Source organism: Delftia sp. JD2, from assembly GCF_001682645.1.
GTDB classification, from domain to species: Bacteria; Pseudomonadota; Gammaproteobacteria; order Burkholderiales; family Burkholderiaceae_C; genus Comamonas; species Comamonas acidovorans.
This window is the reverse complement of the sequence record NZ_LFJT01000067.1, coordinates 17598-34696: the sequence shown is the minus strand read 5'-3', so window position 1 is coordinate 34696 and position 17099 is coordinate 17598. Positions and strand designations below refer to the sequence as shown.

Below are 17099 nucleotides of genomic sequence, written 5' to 3'. Positions count from 1 at the left end.
GCGCCAGCCGGTGCTTGAGGCTGCCCGTGGGGTGGGTGGATTCGTCCTTGAGGTAGAGATCGATCCCCAGGCCGGCAAAGCCGGGCAGGGGCAGCGGGATCAGGTGCGTGTCGGCACTGCGCTGGTAATCGGCCTCGATGCGGTTGATGGCCTCATGCAGCCAGGAAGAGGTGGTGTGCGGCATGGCGGCCATTGTCGCAGGCTGCCCTGCCCACGCGGCTACAGGCCGTAGAACGGGCGGTTGGCCTCGATGCGTGTCTGCTCGCTGGCGGGGTAGCGGCGTTCGGCCAGCAACTGCTGCAGCGCGGCGCGGCCCAGGTCGCGCAGCGGGGTGTAGAAGGCGCTGACGGCCAGCTCGTCCAGCGCGCGCCAGGCGTAGACCTGGGCGTCGATGAACAGGATGTCCTCGGCCGGGCGCGGCAGCGCGGCGGCCTGGCGCGCATAGAGGCAGGCCAGGGCGAACTCGGACCGCTCGCGGTGGTAGCGCGCCAGCTCGCACAGGGGCTCGGCCCGCTGCGGTCGCGCGGCATAGGCGGTGAGATAGGCCTCGCGCACGGCGGCCGGCTCGGCGCCCGAGCGCTCCAGCAGCACGCCGATCTGGAACAGCGCAAACCACTGCTCCTCGGCCCAGCCGCCCATGGCGGCGCGCTGCCGGTACCAATGCAGGCTGGACTCGATCTGGCCCGCGTCGCGGTGGCTTTGCGCCAGATAGAACACGTTGCGCGTGTTGCCGGGCTGCTCGCGCACGGCCTTCTCGAGCACGGCGATGTCGCGCAGGTAGGTCTGAGGGTCCCGGGCCCGCGCGCCGTCGTGCGAGACATCGATGAACGGCCCGGCCAGCATCTGCCAGGGCTGGTGCGCAGGCGCGGTCAGGTACTCGTGCAGCACGCCTTCCCAGCGCCAGTCCACGCGCGTGGAGATCAGCGCATTGCGCTGGTATTCGGTGCCCGCCATGTGGCAGGACAGCATGCAGCCGTCCGCCTCCAGCGCCGGCCATGCAAAGCCTTCGGGCACGCGCAGCTGCTCGTCGGCATCGATGAACAGCAGGTAGTCGCCGTGCGGCCGCGCCAGCTCCAGCGCCTCGTTGCGGTTGTGGGCAAAGTCCACCCAGGGCCGCTCATGCAGGCTGCCGGGCACGCCCTCCATGCACTGGCGCACCAGGCCCTGCGTGCCGTCGCTGGAGCCCGTGTCCACGATCACCCAGTGGTCCACCCACGGCTTGACCGAGGCCAGGCAACGCGCGATCACCGGGGCCTCGTTCTTGACGATCATGTTCAGGCAGATGCGTGGGCGCGTGCCGGGCCGTGCTGGTGCGATGGAGTCGGCCATGTCTGATCAGCCGCCTGTGGGCTGGTGTAAACCGATGGCTCCCGCCAATCCACGGCCCACGGCTGGGCTGGCCGGCATCGTGGAACCTGCGAGGCGGAAGATGCCTGCGCTGATGCACAGGGTCCAGAAAGGACGGGGAGGAATGAGCGAAGTGCAGCGGTCCATGGTTCAGGAGATGCTTGGATGGATACGCGCAGAAGGCTGGCACCAGCGTTGCTGGTGCCAGCTTGGAAGGAAGTGGCTGTTGCTCAGGGCGACGAGAACTGCAAGGGCCAGGAGATAGTGGCAGGCAGGCCCATGCTGGTGAGCGGTGTCTCGACGAGCGGGAAGACGGTCTGGGGTGAAGATGAGGCTATGCAGGCGCCTGTCGAATAATCTTCAGCCGATTGGATGGTGCCGTTGATGCCCAGGCTCAACTGCGTCTTGGCCTGCACCACGCCATTGGCGTCTGCTCCACCCAGTACATAGAATTTGCCGGCATTCTTCGCATACACCAGCGTCCTGGCAAAGCGCGGATACAGCTGCGTCGAGTTGAGTGACGCCAGGTACGGCTGTCCCGTGCAATCGGTGCTGGCAAAGAGCAGATTGGTGTCGTTCTGATAGCCGCCTTCGGGGCGGAACTTGACGAGATGGAAGGTCGAGGTGAGCACGCTGATCGTGCTGTAGTTGGTGGTAGCGAGGCCGACCACCGTACCCAGTGCTGCGCCGCCGCTGTCCCTCAGCGTGACACCGCCCCCGCCTGCTGGGCCGGTCGCTCCGGTGGAGCCCGTATTGCCTGTGGCGCCCGTGACACCTTGCACGCCCTGGATGCCTTGGGGACCCGTGGGACCCGCCACCCCCGCCCCTGTGGGGCCGGTAACTCCGATAAGGCCCTGAACCCCCTGCGGACCGGTCGGCCCTGTGACTCCGGCACCCGTGGGGCCTGTGGCACCCGTGATGCCGGTGGCCCCAGTGGGGCCGGTGGGACCGGCTGCGCCTGTGACTCCCGTGGCGCCTGCAGGGCCGATGGCACCTGTCGAACCTGTGGCCCCCGTGGCGCCTGTCGCTCCCGTGGCACCTCCACCCACGCCCGCCGCGCAATGCGTGAGCTGACCAGAGACGCCATCAAAACACAGCAACTGGTTGCTGGTGGCCGTATCGGCCGGCAAGGCCGGCACCAGTACCTCGCCGGTACGCTGCACACGCAGGCGCTCGGCGCCCACGGAGTTCTTGATCACGAAATCGCCATTGGCTGGCAGGGTGATGGAGACATCGGCCGCGAGTGCTGCGGAGGTGTGCAGGCCTGCGCCCGCAAACATCGCAAGCAGCAGGGCCGGGACAGGGAGACGGTTCTGGTGCATGTCCGCTCCTCAGATCCGTGTGTTGCGGCGCTGGCGATTCAGGGCCATGCCGCCCAGCAACAGGCTCATCAGCATCAGCCCGTAGGTGCTGAGCGTGGGAATGCTGGCTGGAGCCACCACCACCGGTGCGCCAATCTGCACGTTGCCAGGGATCCCGCTTCCGCTGGGGTTGGACACTGTGGCCAAGGGGCCCAGCGTGACCACGGCAGTGCCGGGACCGGACGAGGCCAGCACCACCGGCTTGCCGGGAGAGCCCAGCGTGAGCGTGCCCAGCACGGTGAGGTTGGTACCTGCGGGAAGAACGATGGTCGGGGGTGTCGGGCCGGTGCTGATCAGTGTCAGATCCTTCACGACGATATTGCCGCTGAGTGTCAGGGTCGTTCCGGGTGCACAGGTGTCTGAAAGCACAACGCTGCTGGTGCCGAGATTCAGTGCCGCCGCGCTCGTCAGGTCGCCGCCGATGTTGAGCTGGCCGCCCGTGCCGGTCACCGTGGAGCCCGCGTCAAAGGCAAAGGACCCCGAATCGAAGGTGCCCGTGCCCAGGGCCAGTTCCCCGCCCATCGAAACGGGGACGCAAAACGAATTGAACGAACCGCCAGCCAGATCGATGCCGGAGCCTGGAGGAAAGACAATCTGCCCCCAGGCCGAGCCGCACATTGCCGCGCCCAGGGCCAGCGACGCCGCCCAACGTTTTCCGAAACCTGCCATGAGTCCGATCTCCCGAGTACAGGCGGTGGTGCGCCTGCTGTTTTGTTGAGGCAGGGCGCTCCTGTAGATGGGAAGCGCTCCTGCCGAAGTCGGGCAAATGATCAGATAGAAAATGATTCTCTTGTAAGAAAAATTAACAATTGATTATGCGTTTTCATTTTTAGCAAGCTATCGGTTTGCGCGGAGGGATGGGGTTTACCAATCCTCCTTGACCGCCAGCACTGCCTCGCGCCCTGCAGCCGCACGCCCGGCCAGCCAGGCCGTCAGCGTGCCTGCTGCGATCACGCTGGCAGCCAGCGCCAAAAGGCGGGGCCACGGCAGGGACAGCTCCATGGTCCAGTGAAAGCTTTGCGGATTCACCACATGCACCAGGATCACGGCCACGCCCAGGCCCAGCAGGCTGCCGGCGATGGCGCCCGCCGTGGTCCAGGCCATGCCCTCGCCGGCCACCACGGCCAGGATGTCGCGCCGCGTCAGCCCCAGGTGGGCCAGCAGGCCGAATTCCTTGCGCCGCGCCAGCACCTGGGCGCTGAAGCTGGCCGCGATGCCGAACAGCCCGATGCCGATGGCCACGGCCTGCAGCCAGTAGGTCACGGCAAAGCTGCGGTCGAAGATGCGCATGGAGCGCTCGCGCAGCGCGCCGCTGCTGGCGAACTCCAGGGCCTGCGCGGCGCCCGGCCCGGTCAGCAGGGACTGGGTGCGCGCCTGAAGCTGCTGCGCCGTGGCCGTGTCGTCGCCATCCGGCCAGATGGCGATTTCAGTGGGGCCTGCCGTGGTGGCGCTGCCGTCGGCAAGCCGTTGGTAGTCGTCCCAGTCCATGGCGATGGCGCCGAACTGGCGCACATAGTCGCGCCAGATGCCGGCCACAAACACGCGGGAATCTTCGGACGGCAGGGCCTGGGCCAGCAGAGGCCACTCCTGGCCCGGCCGCACGCCATAGAGTTGGGCCACGGCTTCACTGACATAGACGGGCGTGCTGCCAGCGGGCGCTTGCACGGGGCCTTGTATCCACGGCAACTGCTGGCCCTGGGGGCCATGCAGCGGACGCAGCAGCAGGCTGACGGCGGGGCGATCCGGGCTGAGCCACAGGCTGGTGCTGCGCATGGGCTGGGCGCGCTGCACGCCAGGCAGGGCGGCAATGCGCGCGGCCAGATCGGCGGGCAGGGGCGCGGCATCGGCACGGCCTGCGCTGCCGGCGGTGCGCAGGTACAGCGGGGCGGGCAGCACGGCATCCAGCCAGGCGATCATGCTGTCCCTGAAGCTGGCCACCATCACGGTCAGCGCCACGGCCAGGCTCAGGCTGGCCACCACGCCGCCCACGGCCACCGTGGTGCTGCGGCGCATGCGCCGTGCGCGCTCCACGGGCAGCAGGGCCAGCGGCTGGCGCAGCAGCGATTGCGGCACCAGGCGCAGCAGCTGGCCCAACAGCCAGGGCAGGGCGGCCATGCCGCCCAGCAGCAGCAGGGCCACGGCGGCATAGGCGGCCAGGGGAATGCCGGCCACGGGCGGCACAAAGGCCAGGGCCACGCTGGCTGCCATCAGCAGCAGGGCCGGCAGGCCGCGCGCCGCGCGTTCCGAGCCCGCGCCCTGGCCCTTGAGCGTGGCCGCAGGCGGCAACTCCATCGCCTGGCGCGCCGGCCACCAGCCGCCAGCCACGGTGGCGGCCACGCCGAGCAGGCCAAAGGTCAGCGCGGCGCCGGCGCTCCACTGCAGCGCGGGCTGCACGCCGGCAAAGTAGCCGCCGCCCAGGTCACCGCCCAGCAGGTGCAGGGCCAGCCAGGCCAGGCCCGCGCCCAGTGCAATGCCGGCCGCGCTGCCCACAATACCCAGCAGCAGCGATTCCAGCAGCACCAGGCCCAGGCGCTGGCGAGGCGTCAGTCCCAGCACGGCCAGCAGGGCGAACTGCGGCGCGCGCTGGGCCACGCTGAGCGCCAGCACCGAGAACACCAGGAACGCCCCCGTGAACAGCGCCACCAGGGCCAGCACCGTGAGGTTGACGCGGTAGGCGCGCGACATCTCGGCAATTCGCTGCTGGTCGTCGCCGGGGCGGCTGGCCAGGGCCTGGGCGGGCCAGTCGGGCAGGCGGCGCAGCTCGGCCAGCAGGGACTCGCGCGTGGCGCCTTCGGCCAGCAGCACATCGATGCGGTCCACCTGGCCCCAGCGCTGCAGGCTGTCCTGCAGCGCACCTATGTCCATCACGGCCAGCGGCGGGCCGGATGCGGCCACCGTGCCCGCGATGCGCAGGGTCTGCGCGCGCCCGCCCAGTTGCCATGGCAGGGGCGTGTGCCGCGCCTGCTCCGGCGTCAGGCCCAGGGCTTCGAGTGCCGTTGCATTGAGGAAGACCGCATCGGGCGCGAACAGGTCCAGCCGCCCGCCGCCATCGAACAGCCGGGGCATGAGCGCAGGCGCCACGGGCGCCAGCCGCAGCGCATCGCCGCCCAGCACGCGCAACTGCACCGGCGTGGCGGTGCCGGCCAGGGCCGTGGCTTCGATCCAGGGTGCGGCCAGGCTGACCTGGGGCTGCTGCGCAACACGGCCATACAGCGATTCGGGCAGGCCACCCTGCATGGCACGCAGCTCCAGGTCCGGCTGGCCGCTGACCGTGCGCACGGCGCGCGAGAACTCATCGAGCGCGGACTGGTTGATCACATGCACGGCAAAGCCCAGGGCCACGCCCAGCATGATGGCCACCAGGGCGGTGGCCGTGCGCCAGGGATGCTGGCGCAGCTCCTGCCAGGAAAAGGTGCGAAGCAGGGCGAACATGGGCGGATGGTCTCTGGCGCTAGGCGGGCTGCATGCCCTGTGCGGTCAGGCGCAGCACGCGGTCGGCACGGCGCGCGGCCTCGATGGAGTGCGTGACCAGCACCAGGGCGGCCTGGTGTTCCCGGGTCTGCTGCAGCAGCAGTTCCATGACCTGTGCGGCCGTGCCGGGGTCCAGGTTGCCGGTGGGCTCGTCGGCCAGCAGCAGGGCCGGTCCGTGGACCAGGGCGCGTGCAATGGCCACGCGCTGCAGCTGGCCGCCGCTGAGCTGCCAGGGCAGGCGCTGCTCCAGCCCCTGCAGCCCGACGGCCTGCAGCAGTTGCTGCACGCGCTGGCGGCCCGCCGCATCCAGCCGCTGCAGCAGCATCAGCGGCAGGGCCACGTTGTGCCAGACATCCAGATGGGGCAACACATGGAAGGCCTGGAACACGAAGCCGACATGGCTGCGCCGCCACAGCGCGCGGCCGGTTTCATCCAGGGCCGACAGGTCCTGGCCTTCGTGCAGCACGCGGCCCTGCTGCCACTCATCGAGCCCGGCCAGGCAGTTGAGAAAGGTGGACTTGCCCACGCCCGAGTCACCCACGATGGCCACGAACTCGCCGCGCGCCACGCTGCAGTCCACGTTCTCGAAGACGGCGGTTTCCGTGCCGCCGTCGTTGCGGTAGCGCCGCGCCAGGCCCTGGACCTGAAGCAGCGGCGGCTGAGTCAGTGGCGTGTTGTCCCGGGGCGCGGCAGTCATGAAGGCGGTTTCCTGTTCAGCCGTTGCGGGCCTGGTTTGCTGCAGCCACCACGGCCATCGCTGCCTGCAGCAGTTGCTGCTGGGCATCGGGCGCATCGCAGGCAATGGCATGGCGGGCGGGCATGCTGCGCAGCCAGGTGATCTGGCGCTTGGCCAGCTGGCGCGTGGCGGCAATGCCGCGTTCGCGCAGCGAGTTCATGGAGTACAGGCCGTCCAGCGATTCCCAGGCCTGGCGGTAGCCCACGCAGCGGATGGAGGGCAGGTCCAGGTGCAGGTCGCCGCGCGCGCGCAGCTGCAGCACCTCGTCGATGAAGCCTGCGTCCAGCATGGTGTCGAAGCGCTGGGCGATGCGCGCATGCAGCCAGGCGCGGTCCTGCGGCTCCAGCGAGAAGAAGCCGCCGGGGCTGATCAGGCCCTGTTCGGCATTCTTGCCACTGCGCGTATGAAAGCTGGACAGCGGTTTGCCCGACACATGCCAAACCTCCAGCGCGCGCTGTATGCGCTGGCTGTCGGCCGGCGCCAGGCGTGCGGCCGTGGCGGGATCGACCTGGGCCAGCAGCGCATGCATGGCGGGCCAGCCGATCTGCGCGGCCTGGGCGTCCAGCCGCTCGCGCACGGCGGGGTCGGCGGCCGGCATGTCGTCAATGCCATCCTGCAGGGCCTTGAAATACAGCATGGTGCCGCCCACCAGCAGCGGCAGGGCGCCGCGCGCGCGGATCTCGGCCACCAGGCGCTGCGTGTCCTGCACGAACTCGGCCGCGCTGTAGGCCTGCAGCGGGTCGCGGATATCGATCAGGTGATGGGGGCAGGCAGCCAGTTCCTCGGGCGTGGGCTTGGCCGTGCCGATGTCCATGCCGCGATAGACCAGGGCCGAGTCCACGCTGATGATTTCTGCGGCCTGGCCGCGTTCGGCCAGCAGCCTGGCCAGGGCCAGGGCGGCAGCGGTCTTGCCGGAAGCGGTGGGGCCGGCGATGGCCAGGCATGGGAGCGGGGAAGCGGTGGACATTCGAGAAACGGGAACGCAGGAAAGTGGAATCAGCGGTGGCCATCGACCCGGCCATGGCGGCGCACCAGCCCCCAGGCGACCATGGCCGTGCACACGCCCCAGAACCAGATGCCGAAGGCCATGGGCCGGGTGGACTGGCCGTCCAGGTGCAGGCCCAGCCAGTGTCCCATGGCAAAGGCGATGAGCATCATGGTGAAGCCGTTCAGCGCCGAGGCCGTGCCCGCCGACTGCGGGAAGGGCGCGATGGCATTGCTCTGGCCGCAGGGCATGTGCACGCCATGGGCGATCTGGAAGATATAGAAGGGCAGGGCATAGGCCCAGAGGCTGCGCGCATCGGCCAGCGCCGCAATGCCGATGGCCGTGGCCGACAGCAGGCTTGCCAGCCCGGCAATCTGCACGGCGCGCCGCACATCCATGCGCTGCAGCAGCCAGCGGCACAGGAAGGTGCCCGCGATGTAGCACAGCGCATTGCTGCCCATCAGCAGGCCGTAGCCCGTGCGGCTCACGCCCAGCACATGGATATAGGTGAAGGAAGATGCGGCCAGGTTGGTGAACAGGGCCGCATAGGTGCAGCAGGTCAGCAACTGGTAGGACTGGAATCCCGGGTGGCGCACGATGGTGATCCAGTTGCGCGCCAGGGCCAGCGGCTGCAGCGCCGTGGGATTGGTGCGGGCCAGTGTCTCCGTGAAGCGCAGGGCCACCAGCAGCAGGGCCAGCGCACCCATCACCGCCTGGGCCAGCATGGTCGAGCGCCAGCCCAGCGAATCCACCAGCAGGCTGCCGCTGACGGGGCTCAGGAAGGCGATCACGCCCAGCCCGGTCAGCGCCTTGGACATGACCTGGGCGCCCAGGTGCGGCGCGAACAGGTCGCGCACCATGGCGCGCGCACACATCACGCCGGCGCCCAGCGATGCCCCCTGCAGCGCGCGCCAGGCGATCAGCGACTCCATGGTCTCTGCACTGGCGCTGCCCAGCGCGGCCAGCACGTAGATGGACATGCCCGCCAGCAGGATGGGCCGGCGCCCGAAGCGGTCGGACAGCGGCCCCCAGGCCAGTTGCGAGCAGCCGAAGGCCAGCAGGAACGCCGTCAGCGTGAGCTGCACCTGGGACACCTGGGTGGAGAAGGCCGCCTGTATCGACGGCAGGGCCGGCAGGTACAGGTCGGTGGCCAGCGGCTGCAGTCCCAGCAGCAGGCCGAGCAGGACGACGACCAGGACGGGGGACATGGCCGGCTGCGCTTGCGCGGCGGCGGGAGACAGGGGCGCTGACATAGGCGACCGAGGGTAGCAGAGAACAAGGGGTGTCGCTGTCCATGTTCCGGCGGTGCATATCCATCTGCGGATTGCGCAGTTGGGAACCGGCCGGGCCCTGCCTACATTGCATTGCAGAGGAATCAACCCGATCAACGCAACTGTGAACAAAGGACCGCAATGGCAACGCTGACCGCTTTCTCCTCCCTTCCCGCCGCGCTGCGCCAGGGGGCGTGCACCCTGCTGTGGGGCGTGGCCCTGGTCGGTGGTGCGGCCCATGCCAATGCGCCTGTGCCCGAAGGCCCGCTGGTCAGCACCGAATGGCTGGCGGCCAACCTCAACCGCGCCGATGTGCGCATCGTCGAGGTCAGCGTCAACCCCGGCCTGTACGAACGCTCCCATGTGCCGGGCGCCGTCAACTTCTCTTGGCACAACGACCTCAATGACAAGGTGCGCCGCGACATCGTGGGCAAGGAGCAGTTCGAGAAGCTGCTGTCCCAGGCCGGCGTGAAGGACGGCACCACGGTCGTGCTGTACGGCGATACCAACAACTGGTTCGCAGCCTGGGGGGCCTGGGTCTTCGACATCTATGGCGTGCAGAACGTCAAGCTGCTGGACGGCGGCCGCAAGAAGTGGGAGGCCGAGAATCGCCCCCTCAACAACCGCGCCCCCGAATATGCGGCCACCACCTACCGTGTGGGCAAGGTCAACACCGCGCTGCGCGCGCGCCTGACCGATGCGCTGGCCTCGGCCGAGGGACGCAGCGACGCCAGGCTCGTCGACATCCGCTCGGCCGACGAATACCAGGGCAAGGTCTTCGCCCCGGCCGGCGTGCCGGAGCTGGCCATCCGCGCCGGCCACATCCCCGGCGCCGTCAACGTGCCCTGGGGGCAGGCCGTGCGCGAGGACGGCAGCTTCAAGTCCGCCGAAGAACTCAAGAAGCTCTATGCGGGCGTGGGCATCGACGGCAGCAAGCCCGTCATCACCTACTGCCGCATCGGCGAGCGCTCCAGCCACACCTGGTTTGCGCTGTCCAAGATCCTGGGCTACCAGGTGCGCAACTACGACGGCTCGTGGACCGAATACGGCAACTCCGTGGGTGTGCCGATCAACAACCCGGCCGGCACGATCTGGGCCGCGAAATGATCCTGCAGTCGATCAACCTGTCTTGAAGGCGGGGGCCGGGCGAGGGGTGTCGGTGCTCTTGGTTCGACGGATCAGGGATGGTGACGAGTGGCTTTGGCAAAAGCTCGGCTCCTTTGGGGCCCGCAGACTGCGGGCCCCTTTTTTTATGCATGGATGGCAACAAAGGGGGCAGGAATGACAAGCGTGACCGGTGAGCACACGCAGAACGTGAATGGCGGGCACAGGGCAAGGGACTGGACCAGATGGCTGCCCTTGGCCGCCGTGCTGGCCGCAGCCTGGCCTGTGGCGGCGCAGCTGCAGCTGCAAGGCGGCGGGCGCACCCTGGTCTTTGCGCTGGCGCTGGGCCTGCTGCTGGGGCTGGTGCTGCAGCGCTCGCGCTTTTGCTTTTACTGCCATGCGCGCGACTGGTTCGAGTTCGGCGACCCGCGCGGCGTGCTCTCCATCCTGCTGGCGCTGGCCGTGGGATCGGCGGGCATGACCGTGGTGCTGGGCAGCTGGGTGGCCGTGCCCCAGCCGGGCCAGTTGCCGCCCGATATGCACATAGGTCCCGTGAGCTGGGTGCTGGTCCTTGCGGGCCTGGCCTTTGGCGCGGGCATGTCGGTCTCGGGCTCGTGCATCAGCGCCCACTGGTACCGGCTGGGCGAGGGATCGCCCGTGGCGCCGTTTGCCCTGGTCGGCACGGGCCTGGGCTTCGTGCTGGGGTTTCGCAGCTGGAACCCGCTGTACAGCCTGGCCATTGCCGATGCGCCCGTCATCTGGCTGCCGGCCCATCTGGGCTATGGCGGCGCGCTGGCGCTGCAACTGGCCGTGCTGGGCCTGCTGGCGGCCTGGGTCTGGCGCATTCATGGGCGCTCGGGCCGCGCACAGCCACGGCCTGCGGCAGAACCGGCGCAACCACCGGGCCTGCGCCAGCTGTGGCTGTCACTGTGGCAAGGCCGCTGGAACGCCGCGCTGGGCGGCCTGGCCGTGGGCCTGATCGCGGCTGCCGCCATCGTGCGCATGCGGCCGCTGGGCGTGACCACCACGCTGGGCAGCACCGTGCGCGGCTGGGCCCAGGCGGGCGGCTGGGTGCCCGAGCGCCTGCACGGCCTCGACACCCTGGGTGGCTGCGCCACGGCCGTACTCAACAGCCTGCTCACGCCCCATGCCGTGCTGCTGCTGGGCCCGGTGGCCGGCGCCTGGGGCGCTGCCGTGGCCAGCCGCCAGTGGACGCCGCGCCGCCCCACCTGGCGCGATGCGGCACGCGGCCTGGCCGGTGGCGCCTTGCTGGGCTGGGGCGCCATGACGGGGCTGGGCTGCACCATCGGCACGCTGCTGTCGGGCAGCATGGCGGGCGCGCTGTCGGGCTGGGTCTTTGGCGCGGCCGTGTTCACGGCGCTGTGGGCGGGTTTCGTGCTGCGGCGCTGGCAGGCCAGCCGGGACTGAGGGCCTTCAGCCGGCAGCCACCCCCAGCAGCAGATCCGCGATCTCCTCCGGATACCGCTGCCGGCTTCCGTCGATGAGCACGCAGCCGGGCGCCTCGGGGTCGGGCCTGGCCAGGGGCATGCCGTGGTCGATGAGGGCCTGGGCGCAGCCCAGCCAGTCGCCGCCGCCGGGTTCCGTGGATTCGGGCCGGTTCAGCGATGCCCAGCACAGGGTGCCTGCGCAGTTGTCGCCATAGGCGTGGCGTTCGGACCACTGTGCGCCGTGCTCCAGCAGGAAGCGCGCCATGGCGGCATCGCCACGGAACACGGCCTGGTTCAGTGCGGATGCATCCCAGTCGCCGCCGCGCGCGGCGATGGGCCAGCCCAGTTCCACCATGCAGCGCACGGCGTCCATGCAGCCCAGGGCCGCCAGTTCGGGCAGCATGCGCAGTTGTTCGGGCGCCAGGCCCTGGAGCAGCCCGGGGTGGGCTGCGGCAAGACGGCGGGCCTGTGCTGCGTCGCCCACGGCGCAGGCGGCCAGGAGCTGCTCCTGCGGCGTGGTGGGCTCGCTGCCCGCCGCCTGTTCCAGCAGGTCGGCCACGTCGGCCAGGCCAAAGCGCCGCGCCAGTGCCGCGGCACTCAGGCCCTGCGGCGTGCGCACCGACGGATCGGCGCCGGCATCCAGCAGCGCCTGCACATGGGCGGGCGAGCGGCGCCGGCGGATGGCCCACAGCAGCGGGCGGCCCCATTCGCCCTGGCCGTTGTCCTCGTTCGGATCGGCGCCGTGGTCCAGCAGCAGGCGCAGGGCCTGCACATCGTCCAGGTCCAGCACGCGGAACAGGGCATTGCTGCCGTCCGCGCGTGCGCCAGCTTGCAGCAGCAGCCGCGTGCATTCGCGGCTGGCGGGCGTGCCTTCCAGAGAGTGGTAGAGCGATTCGCCGTCGTTGGGGTCGGCACCGGCCTGCAGCAGCATCTGCGTCAGTTGCGCATCATGGTTCTGGCCTGCTGCGCCATAGAGGGCCGACAGCCGCTCGGTATCGGAGGGGGCCTGCAGCGAGGCGGGTGGCCAGCGGTTGCCTATGGTCTGCAGCGGGTCGGCGCCCGCGTCCAGCAGCCAGCGCGCGCATGCGTGCAGGTGCTCGGTGAATTCGGGCAGGCGCAGCAGGCAGGAATGGGTGACGGCCATCAGCGGCGGCAGCCCCAACGGCCCGCCTGCACGGCGCAGCCAGTCGGGGTCGTTGCGCCCGGCCTCGCGCAGCACGGCCAGATTGCCGGTGGCGCAGGCTACCCAGGGATCACTGCCATCACTGCCCGCCAGTTCCGGCCGCTCGTCCAGCAGGCGCCGGGCCAGCGCGGGCTGCGCGCGGTGCGTGCCGCCCGCCACATCGCCGGCATAGACCAGGGCCAGCCAGTGCAGCCGGGATTTCTCGGGGTCCGCCGCCAGGCGCTGGCATGCCTCGACGTAGCCTGACAGCTCGCTCCATGAAGCGAAACCGTGCTCGCGCGCCACGCAGGACTGGGCGTCGTGCAGCCGCAGGTCCTTGGCGGCGAGCGCCTCATCGGCAAGGCCTTTGGCCGCTGGCAGGTGGGAGCGCATGGACTCCATGGCCTGGGCCGAGCCTGCGCGATAGGCGGCCAGCAGTTGCTTGGCCTGTTTCTTGAGGTGGCCCATGTCGGGCCGGGCGGGGATGCGTTTCACAGGGATACCTCCGTGCACGAAGGCCAATGACCTGCAGCTTGGCGCACAAAGGCATGTGGCAAGAGAAAAACGCCGGAAGGCGCATACAGGTGGGTTCAACCCTTCCCGCAGGTCCGGGTGCGGCCTGCACCGCAAGCGCGGATGTTAGCGCAAGGCGACAGTCATCTGGGTGACAGCCGGCAGCCCCTGCTTGCGGGTTCCTACCCGCATGGCGGGCCAGTTGTCTGGCATAGGCTGCGTCGGCAATCCCGCTTGAACCTGATTTTTTGCGCGCGTTTCCCTCAACACCTTCATCCCAAGGAGACAGTCTTATGCGAGCCCTGCGTTGGAATCGTTGGAAGTATCTCGGTCTGCTGGCGGCCACGGGCCTTGCGGCCTGCGGCGGGGGGGACGGTGATGCGCCCGAGGAGACGCGGGCACAGGACAGCCGCAGCTTTGCGCCGGCCAATCCTTCGGCCACCAGCTTCGACGCGCTGGCCGCCGCTTCGGGTGATGTGGTCGACAACGCCAGCACCAGCCGCTGGGCCGGTGTGCTGGAAGGCGCGGCCTACCGCATCGAGGTGCCGGCCAACTGGAATGGCCGCCTGGTGATGTATGCCCACGGCTATGCGGGCGAGGGCAGTGCGCTCAACGTCACCAATCCGTCCATACGCCGGTACCTGATCCAGAACGGCTATGCCTGGGCGGCGTCCAGCTACAGCAAGAACTACTACGACGTGCGCGCCGGCGTGGAGGACACGAATGCGCTGGCGCTGGCCTTCAACCGCCTGGCCGCATCCCACGGCCGGCCGCTGGCGCAGCCGCAGCGCCTGTACATCACCGGCCATTCCATGGGCGGCCATGTCACGGCGGCGGCCATCGAGGCCGAGGCCCAGGCCACCGCGAGGAACAAGGTGCGCTACCAGGGTGCCGTGCCCATGTGCGGCGTGACGGGAGATACCGAACTGTTCGACTACTTCGCCGCGGCCCAGGTCACCGCGCAGGCCATGGCCGGCGTGGCCCAGCGCCCCGTCACCGAGTGGGCCGCCATCCAGGGCCAGGTGACCTCGGCCCTGTTCACCACCTTTCCGTCGGCTCCCACCGCGACGGGGCGCGCCTATCTGTCGGTCATCCAGAACCTCACGGGTGGCCCGCGCCCGCTGTTCGATCTGGGCGTGGCCGTGGGCGGCTCGTTCGCGCCGGTCTGGGGCGTGTTCGGCAGCGACGGCTCGGTCAACGGCATCCTGAACCGCAACGTGACCGATACCAACCGCTTCACCTACCGCATCGACGGGGATGCCGCGGCCTCGGCCGCGCTCAATGCCGCTGCGCAAAAGCGCACGGCCGCGCCCGATGCCAACCGGCCGCGCCGCGACGGCCTGCGCTGGATTCCCGTGACTTCCGGCGATATCAACATTCCCGTGGTGACCCTGCATACGCTGGGCGATCTGTATGTGCCCTTCAGCATGGAGCAGATCTACCAGCGCCGCGTGGCCGACAAGGGCCGGAGCCAGTGGCTGGTGCAGCGCGCCATCCGCGGCGCATCGCACTGCGACTTCACCGTGGCCGAACAGGTGGAAGCCTTCGATGCCATGGTGCAGTGGGAGCAGGGCGGCGCCAAGCCGGGCGGTGACGATGTGCAGACGGCCGCCACGGTGGCCGCGCCCACCTATGGCTGCCGCTACACGCGCAACACGCTGGGCCCGGATGACAGCACCACCACGCGGCAGTTGCGCGCCGTGATCTCGCAGAACGCGGCAAGCTGCCCGTAGTGTGGAAGGCGGCGCAGGCTGCGCCGCTCAGCGCGGGCTTGCTGGCGCTGTGGGCGCCTGTGCGAGCAGGCGCAGCCCGAACAGCTCGTCCAGCGCCTGCCGGTATTGCTCCATGGCGCGCGACTGGGTGTTGTGGTGGTTGCCGCCTTCGATGAGCACAAAGCGCTTGGGCTCGCTGGCCGCCTCGAACAGCTGGCGGCCCAGCGTGGCGGGGATCAGCGGATCGGCGCTGCCGTGCACGACCAGCAGCGGCGAGCCTATGCCGGCCACCTTGTCGATGGAGGCAAAGCGCTGCGTGATCAGCGGCCCCACGGGCAACCAGCCCCAGCGGAAGCTGCGAACCACGTCGGGAATGCTGGTGAAGGTGGCCTCGACCATGACGCCGGCCTCGTCCTGGACGCTGCGCGCCAGGTCGATGGCGATGGCGCCGCCCAGTGAATGGCCGAAGATGAAGCGCGGCCGGTCCGGAGCGTGCCGGCCCAGCCAGTCCCAGCCTGCGCGTGCGTCCTCGGCGGCCGATTCCTCGGACGGCAGGCCGGCGCTGCTCTTGCCAAAGCCCCGGTAGTCGATGGCCAGCACCGAAAAGCCCAGTTCGTGCAGCCGCCGGATGCGCGGCGAGGAGCCGGCAACGTTCCAGCGCGCGCCATGCAGGTACAGCAGCACGGGGGCGTTGCCGGCCGTGGCCGGCTGGGGCAGCCACAGCGCATGCAGGCGGGCGCCGTCCTGCGCTGGCATGTCGATCCAGACATCTTCCATGCCGGCCGTGTTGGCGCCGGGCCAGCTGCGGTCGCTGGGCTGGAAGATCCATTCGCGCTGCTTGGTGTCCAGCACGGAGCAGCCGCTGGCCGCCAGCAGCGCGGCCACGCCCAGCGCCGCCGTGATCCGGTGCAGGCGCCTTCGGGGCCACAGAAAGGGAAGCATTGAGGGCATGACGCAACAATGGATGCACGGGCCGGCCAAAAGTTCAGCGCCGCTGCCCTGCGGGCCGGCGCTGTCATGGATTGGCGCTATTCTTGCCGCTGGTTCGCGGGCCGACAAGGCGATGCGGACCTCTCCCCACTGTTGATGAGTGAACCTGTATGCCGATACGCCTGGGCCTGGCCGCCAACCGAATCCACCACCAAACCGAGGATGCCGCACTGTTCGGCTGGCTGCGCGCCTGCGAGTCCGGCATCCGCGAGCTGCAGCTGGGCCTGCATGCCGTGGGCCGTACCTTCGACGCCATCCAGGCCGCCGGCATGCTGGCGTCCTACCGGGGCCTGCGCCGCTATCCCTATGGCCGCGAAGGCGGGCTGATGAAGCTGGTGGCCGAGGTGGTGGGCGTGGAAGGCGACGAGCGCACGATTGACGGCGCCATTTATCTGACCGACCCGGTCGATCCGTCCTCCATCTTCCCCGAGGCCGTGGCGCTCAAGCGCCAATGCGTGATCCATGGCAAGCCCTTCCTGTCCACCGTGGCCTCGGCGCGGGACTGGATCGAGATGGAGCGCATCCATGCCGGCCTTCCCAGGGATGCGGGCGCGCAGCGCTTCCATGACTATGCGCAGCAGACGCTGGCGCTGATTGCCCACGATGCGCTCAAGCCCACGATGCTGGATTTCGCGGCGCGCAACTTCGAGCTGCTGTCGCGCTTTGGCCGGCGCGTGGGCACGGGCACCACGGGCCAGAGGCTCAACGAAATGGCCTGGAGCCGTGGCTGGCCCGAGGACCGGCCCTGGGTGGACCGCTACAACAGCGGCCCGCTGGGCGGCGATGCGCAGATTGCCGACCTGGTGCTGGACCGCCGCTGCCAGCGCGTGATCTTCTTCGAGGACCCGCATGTGGCGCGCCAGCACGAGGCCGACATCCAGCTGCTGGAGCGCGCCGTGACCACGGTGACGCACGACACGGTCTGCACCACTTCTCCGGCCGTGGCGCAGCGCTGGTGCGATGCGGCCTTGATGCGCCGCTGAAACCTTCGTCACGCAG

Annotated in this window: 13 protein-coding genes and 1 pseudogene; 4 read left to right on the top strand and 10 right to left on the bottom strand. The window is 69.6% G+C overall.

Annotated elements, in window-relative coordinates; genetic code table 11:
- From ACM14_RS25675 to ACM14_RS25640, 8 genes and pseudogenes are all read right to left on the bottom strand, one after another.
- Positions 1-193, bottom strand: a pseudogene (locus ACM14_RS25675) (PLP-dependent cysteine synthase family protein); the annotation flags it as partial.
- Between the two features lie 26 nt (positions 194-219).
- Entirely contained in the window at positions 220-1329 is a 1110-nt protein-coding gene (locus ACM14_RS25670; RefSeq protein WP_065347729.1) for a glycosyltransferase, read from the bottom strand.
- Between the two features lie 248 nt (positions 1330-1577).
- A complete protein-coding gene (locus ACM14_RS32665) occupies positions 1578-2669 on the bottom strand; it encodes a collagen-like protein (RefSeq protein WP_217491970.1) in 1092 nt (363 codons plus the stop codon).
- Between the two features lie 9 nt (positions 2670-2678).
- Complete coding sequence (locus tag ACM14_RS25660; RefSeq protein WP_065347727.1) at positions 2679-3377, bottom strand: IPTL-CTERM sorting domain-containing protein; 699 nt, start codon at positions 3375-3377, stop codon at positions 2679-2681.
- A gap of 195 nt (positions 3378-3572) precedes the next feature.
- Positions 3573-6140 carry an FtsX-like permease family protein gene (locus ACM14_RS25655; protein ID WP_065347726.1) on the bottom strand — a complete coding sequence of 856 codons (2568 nt, stop codon included), beginning with the start codon at positions 6138-6140 and terminating at the stop codon, positions 3573-3575.
- 19 nt (positions 6141-6159) lie between these two features.
- Positions 6160-6876, bottom strand: a complete 717-nt coding sequence (locus ACM14_RS25650) for an ABC transporter ATP-binding protein (RefSeq protein ID WP_013801071.1) — start codon at positions 6874-6876, stop codon at positions 6160-6162.
- A gap of 16 nt (positions 6877-6892) precedes the next feature.
- Positions 6893-7882, bottom strand: coding sequence for a tRNA (adenosine(37)-N6)-dimethylallyltransferase MiaA (gene miaA, locus ACM14_RS25645; protein ID WP_065347725.1), 990 nt, complete (start codon positions 7880-7882; stop codon positions 6893-6895).
- 29 nt (positions 7883-7911) lie between these two features.
- Positions 7912-9108: a multidrug effflux MFS transporter gene (locus ACM14_RS25640; RefSeq protein ID WP_065347724.1), complete on the bottom strand. Its 1197-nt coding sequence runs from the start codon at positions 9106-9108 to the stop codon at positions 7912-7914.
- Between the two features lie 204 nt (positions 9109-9312).
- On the opposite strand from ACM14_RS25640, the gene ACM14_RS25635 reads away from it, so the two are divergent.
- Both ACM14_RS25635 and ACM14_RS25630 read left to right on the top strand, forming a co-directional pair.
- Complete coding sequence (locus tag ACM14_RS25635; RefSeq protein WP_065347723.1) at positions 9313-10278, top strand: sulfurtransferase; 966 nt, start codon at positions 9313-9315, stop codon at positions 10276-10278.
- Positions 10279-10452: 174 nt separating this feature from the next.
- Positions 10453-11703, top strand: coding sequence for a YeeE/YedE family protein (locus tag ACM14_RS25630; RefSeq protein ID WP_065347722.1), 1251 nt, complete (start codon positions 10453-10455; stop codon positions 11701-11703).
- A gap of 6 nt (positions 11704-11709) precedes the next feature.
- Here ACM14_RS25630 and ACM14_RS25625 read toward each other — a convergent pair whose 3' ends face one another.
- Positions 11710-13380, bottom strand: coding sequence for an ankyrin repeat domain-containing protein (locus ACM14_RS25625; RefSeq protein WP_065347721.1), 1671 nt, complete (start codon positions 13378-13380; stop codon positions 11710-11712).
- Positions 13381-13691: 311 nt separating this feature from the next.
- Here ACM14_RS25625 and ACM14_RS25620 point away from each other — a divergent pair, with 311 nt between their 5' ends.
- A complete protein-coding gene (locus ACM14_RS25620) occupies positions 13692-15131 on the top strand; it encodes an alpha/beta hydrolase (RefSeq protein WP_043819206.1) in 1440 nt (479 codons plus the stop codon).
- Positions 15132-15158: 27 nt separating this feature from the next.
- On the opposite strand, the gene ACM14_RS25615 is transcribed toward ACM14_RS25620, so the two are convergent.
- On the bottom strand, positions 15159-16061 hold the full coding sequence (locus tag ACM14_RS25615; RefSeq protein WP_065347720.1) for an alpha/beta hydrolase: 903 nt from the start codon (positions 16059-16061) through the stop codon (positions 15159-15161).
- A gap of 149 nt (positions 16062-16210) precedes the next feature.
- Here ACM14_RS25615 and ACM14_RS25610 point away from each other — a divergent pair, with 149 nt between their 5' ends.
- The gene (locus tag ACM14_RS25610; RefSeq protein WP_012206945.1) at positions 16211-17083 is read left to right on the top strand and encodes a methylglyoxal synthase; all 873 of its coding nucleotides are present in this window, start codon (positions 16211-16213) and stop codon (positions 17081-17083) included.
- Positions 17084-17099: the final 16 nt, after the last annotated feature.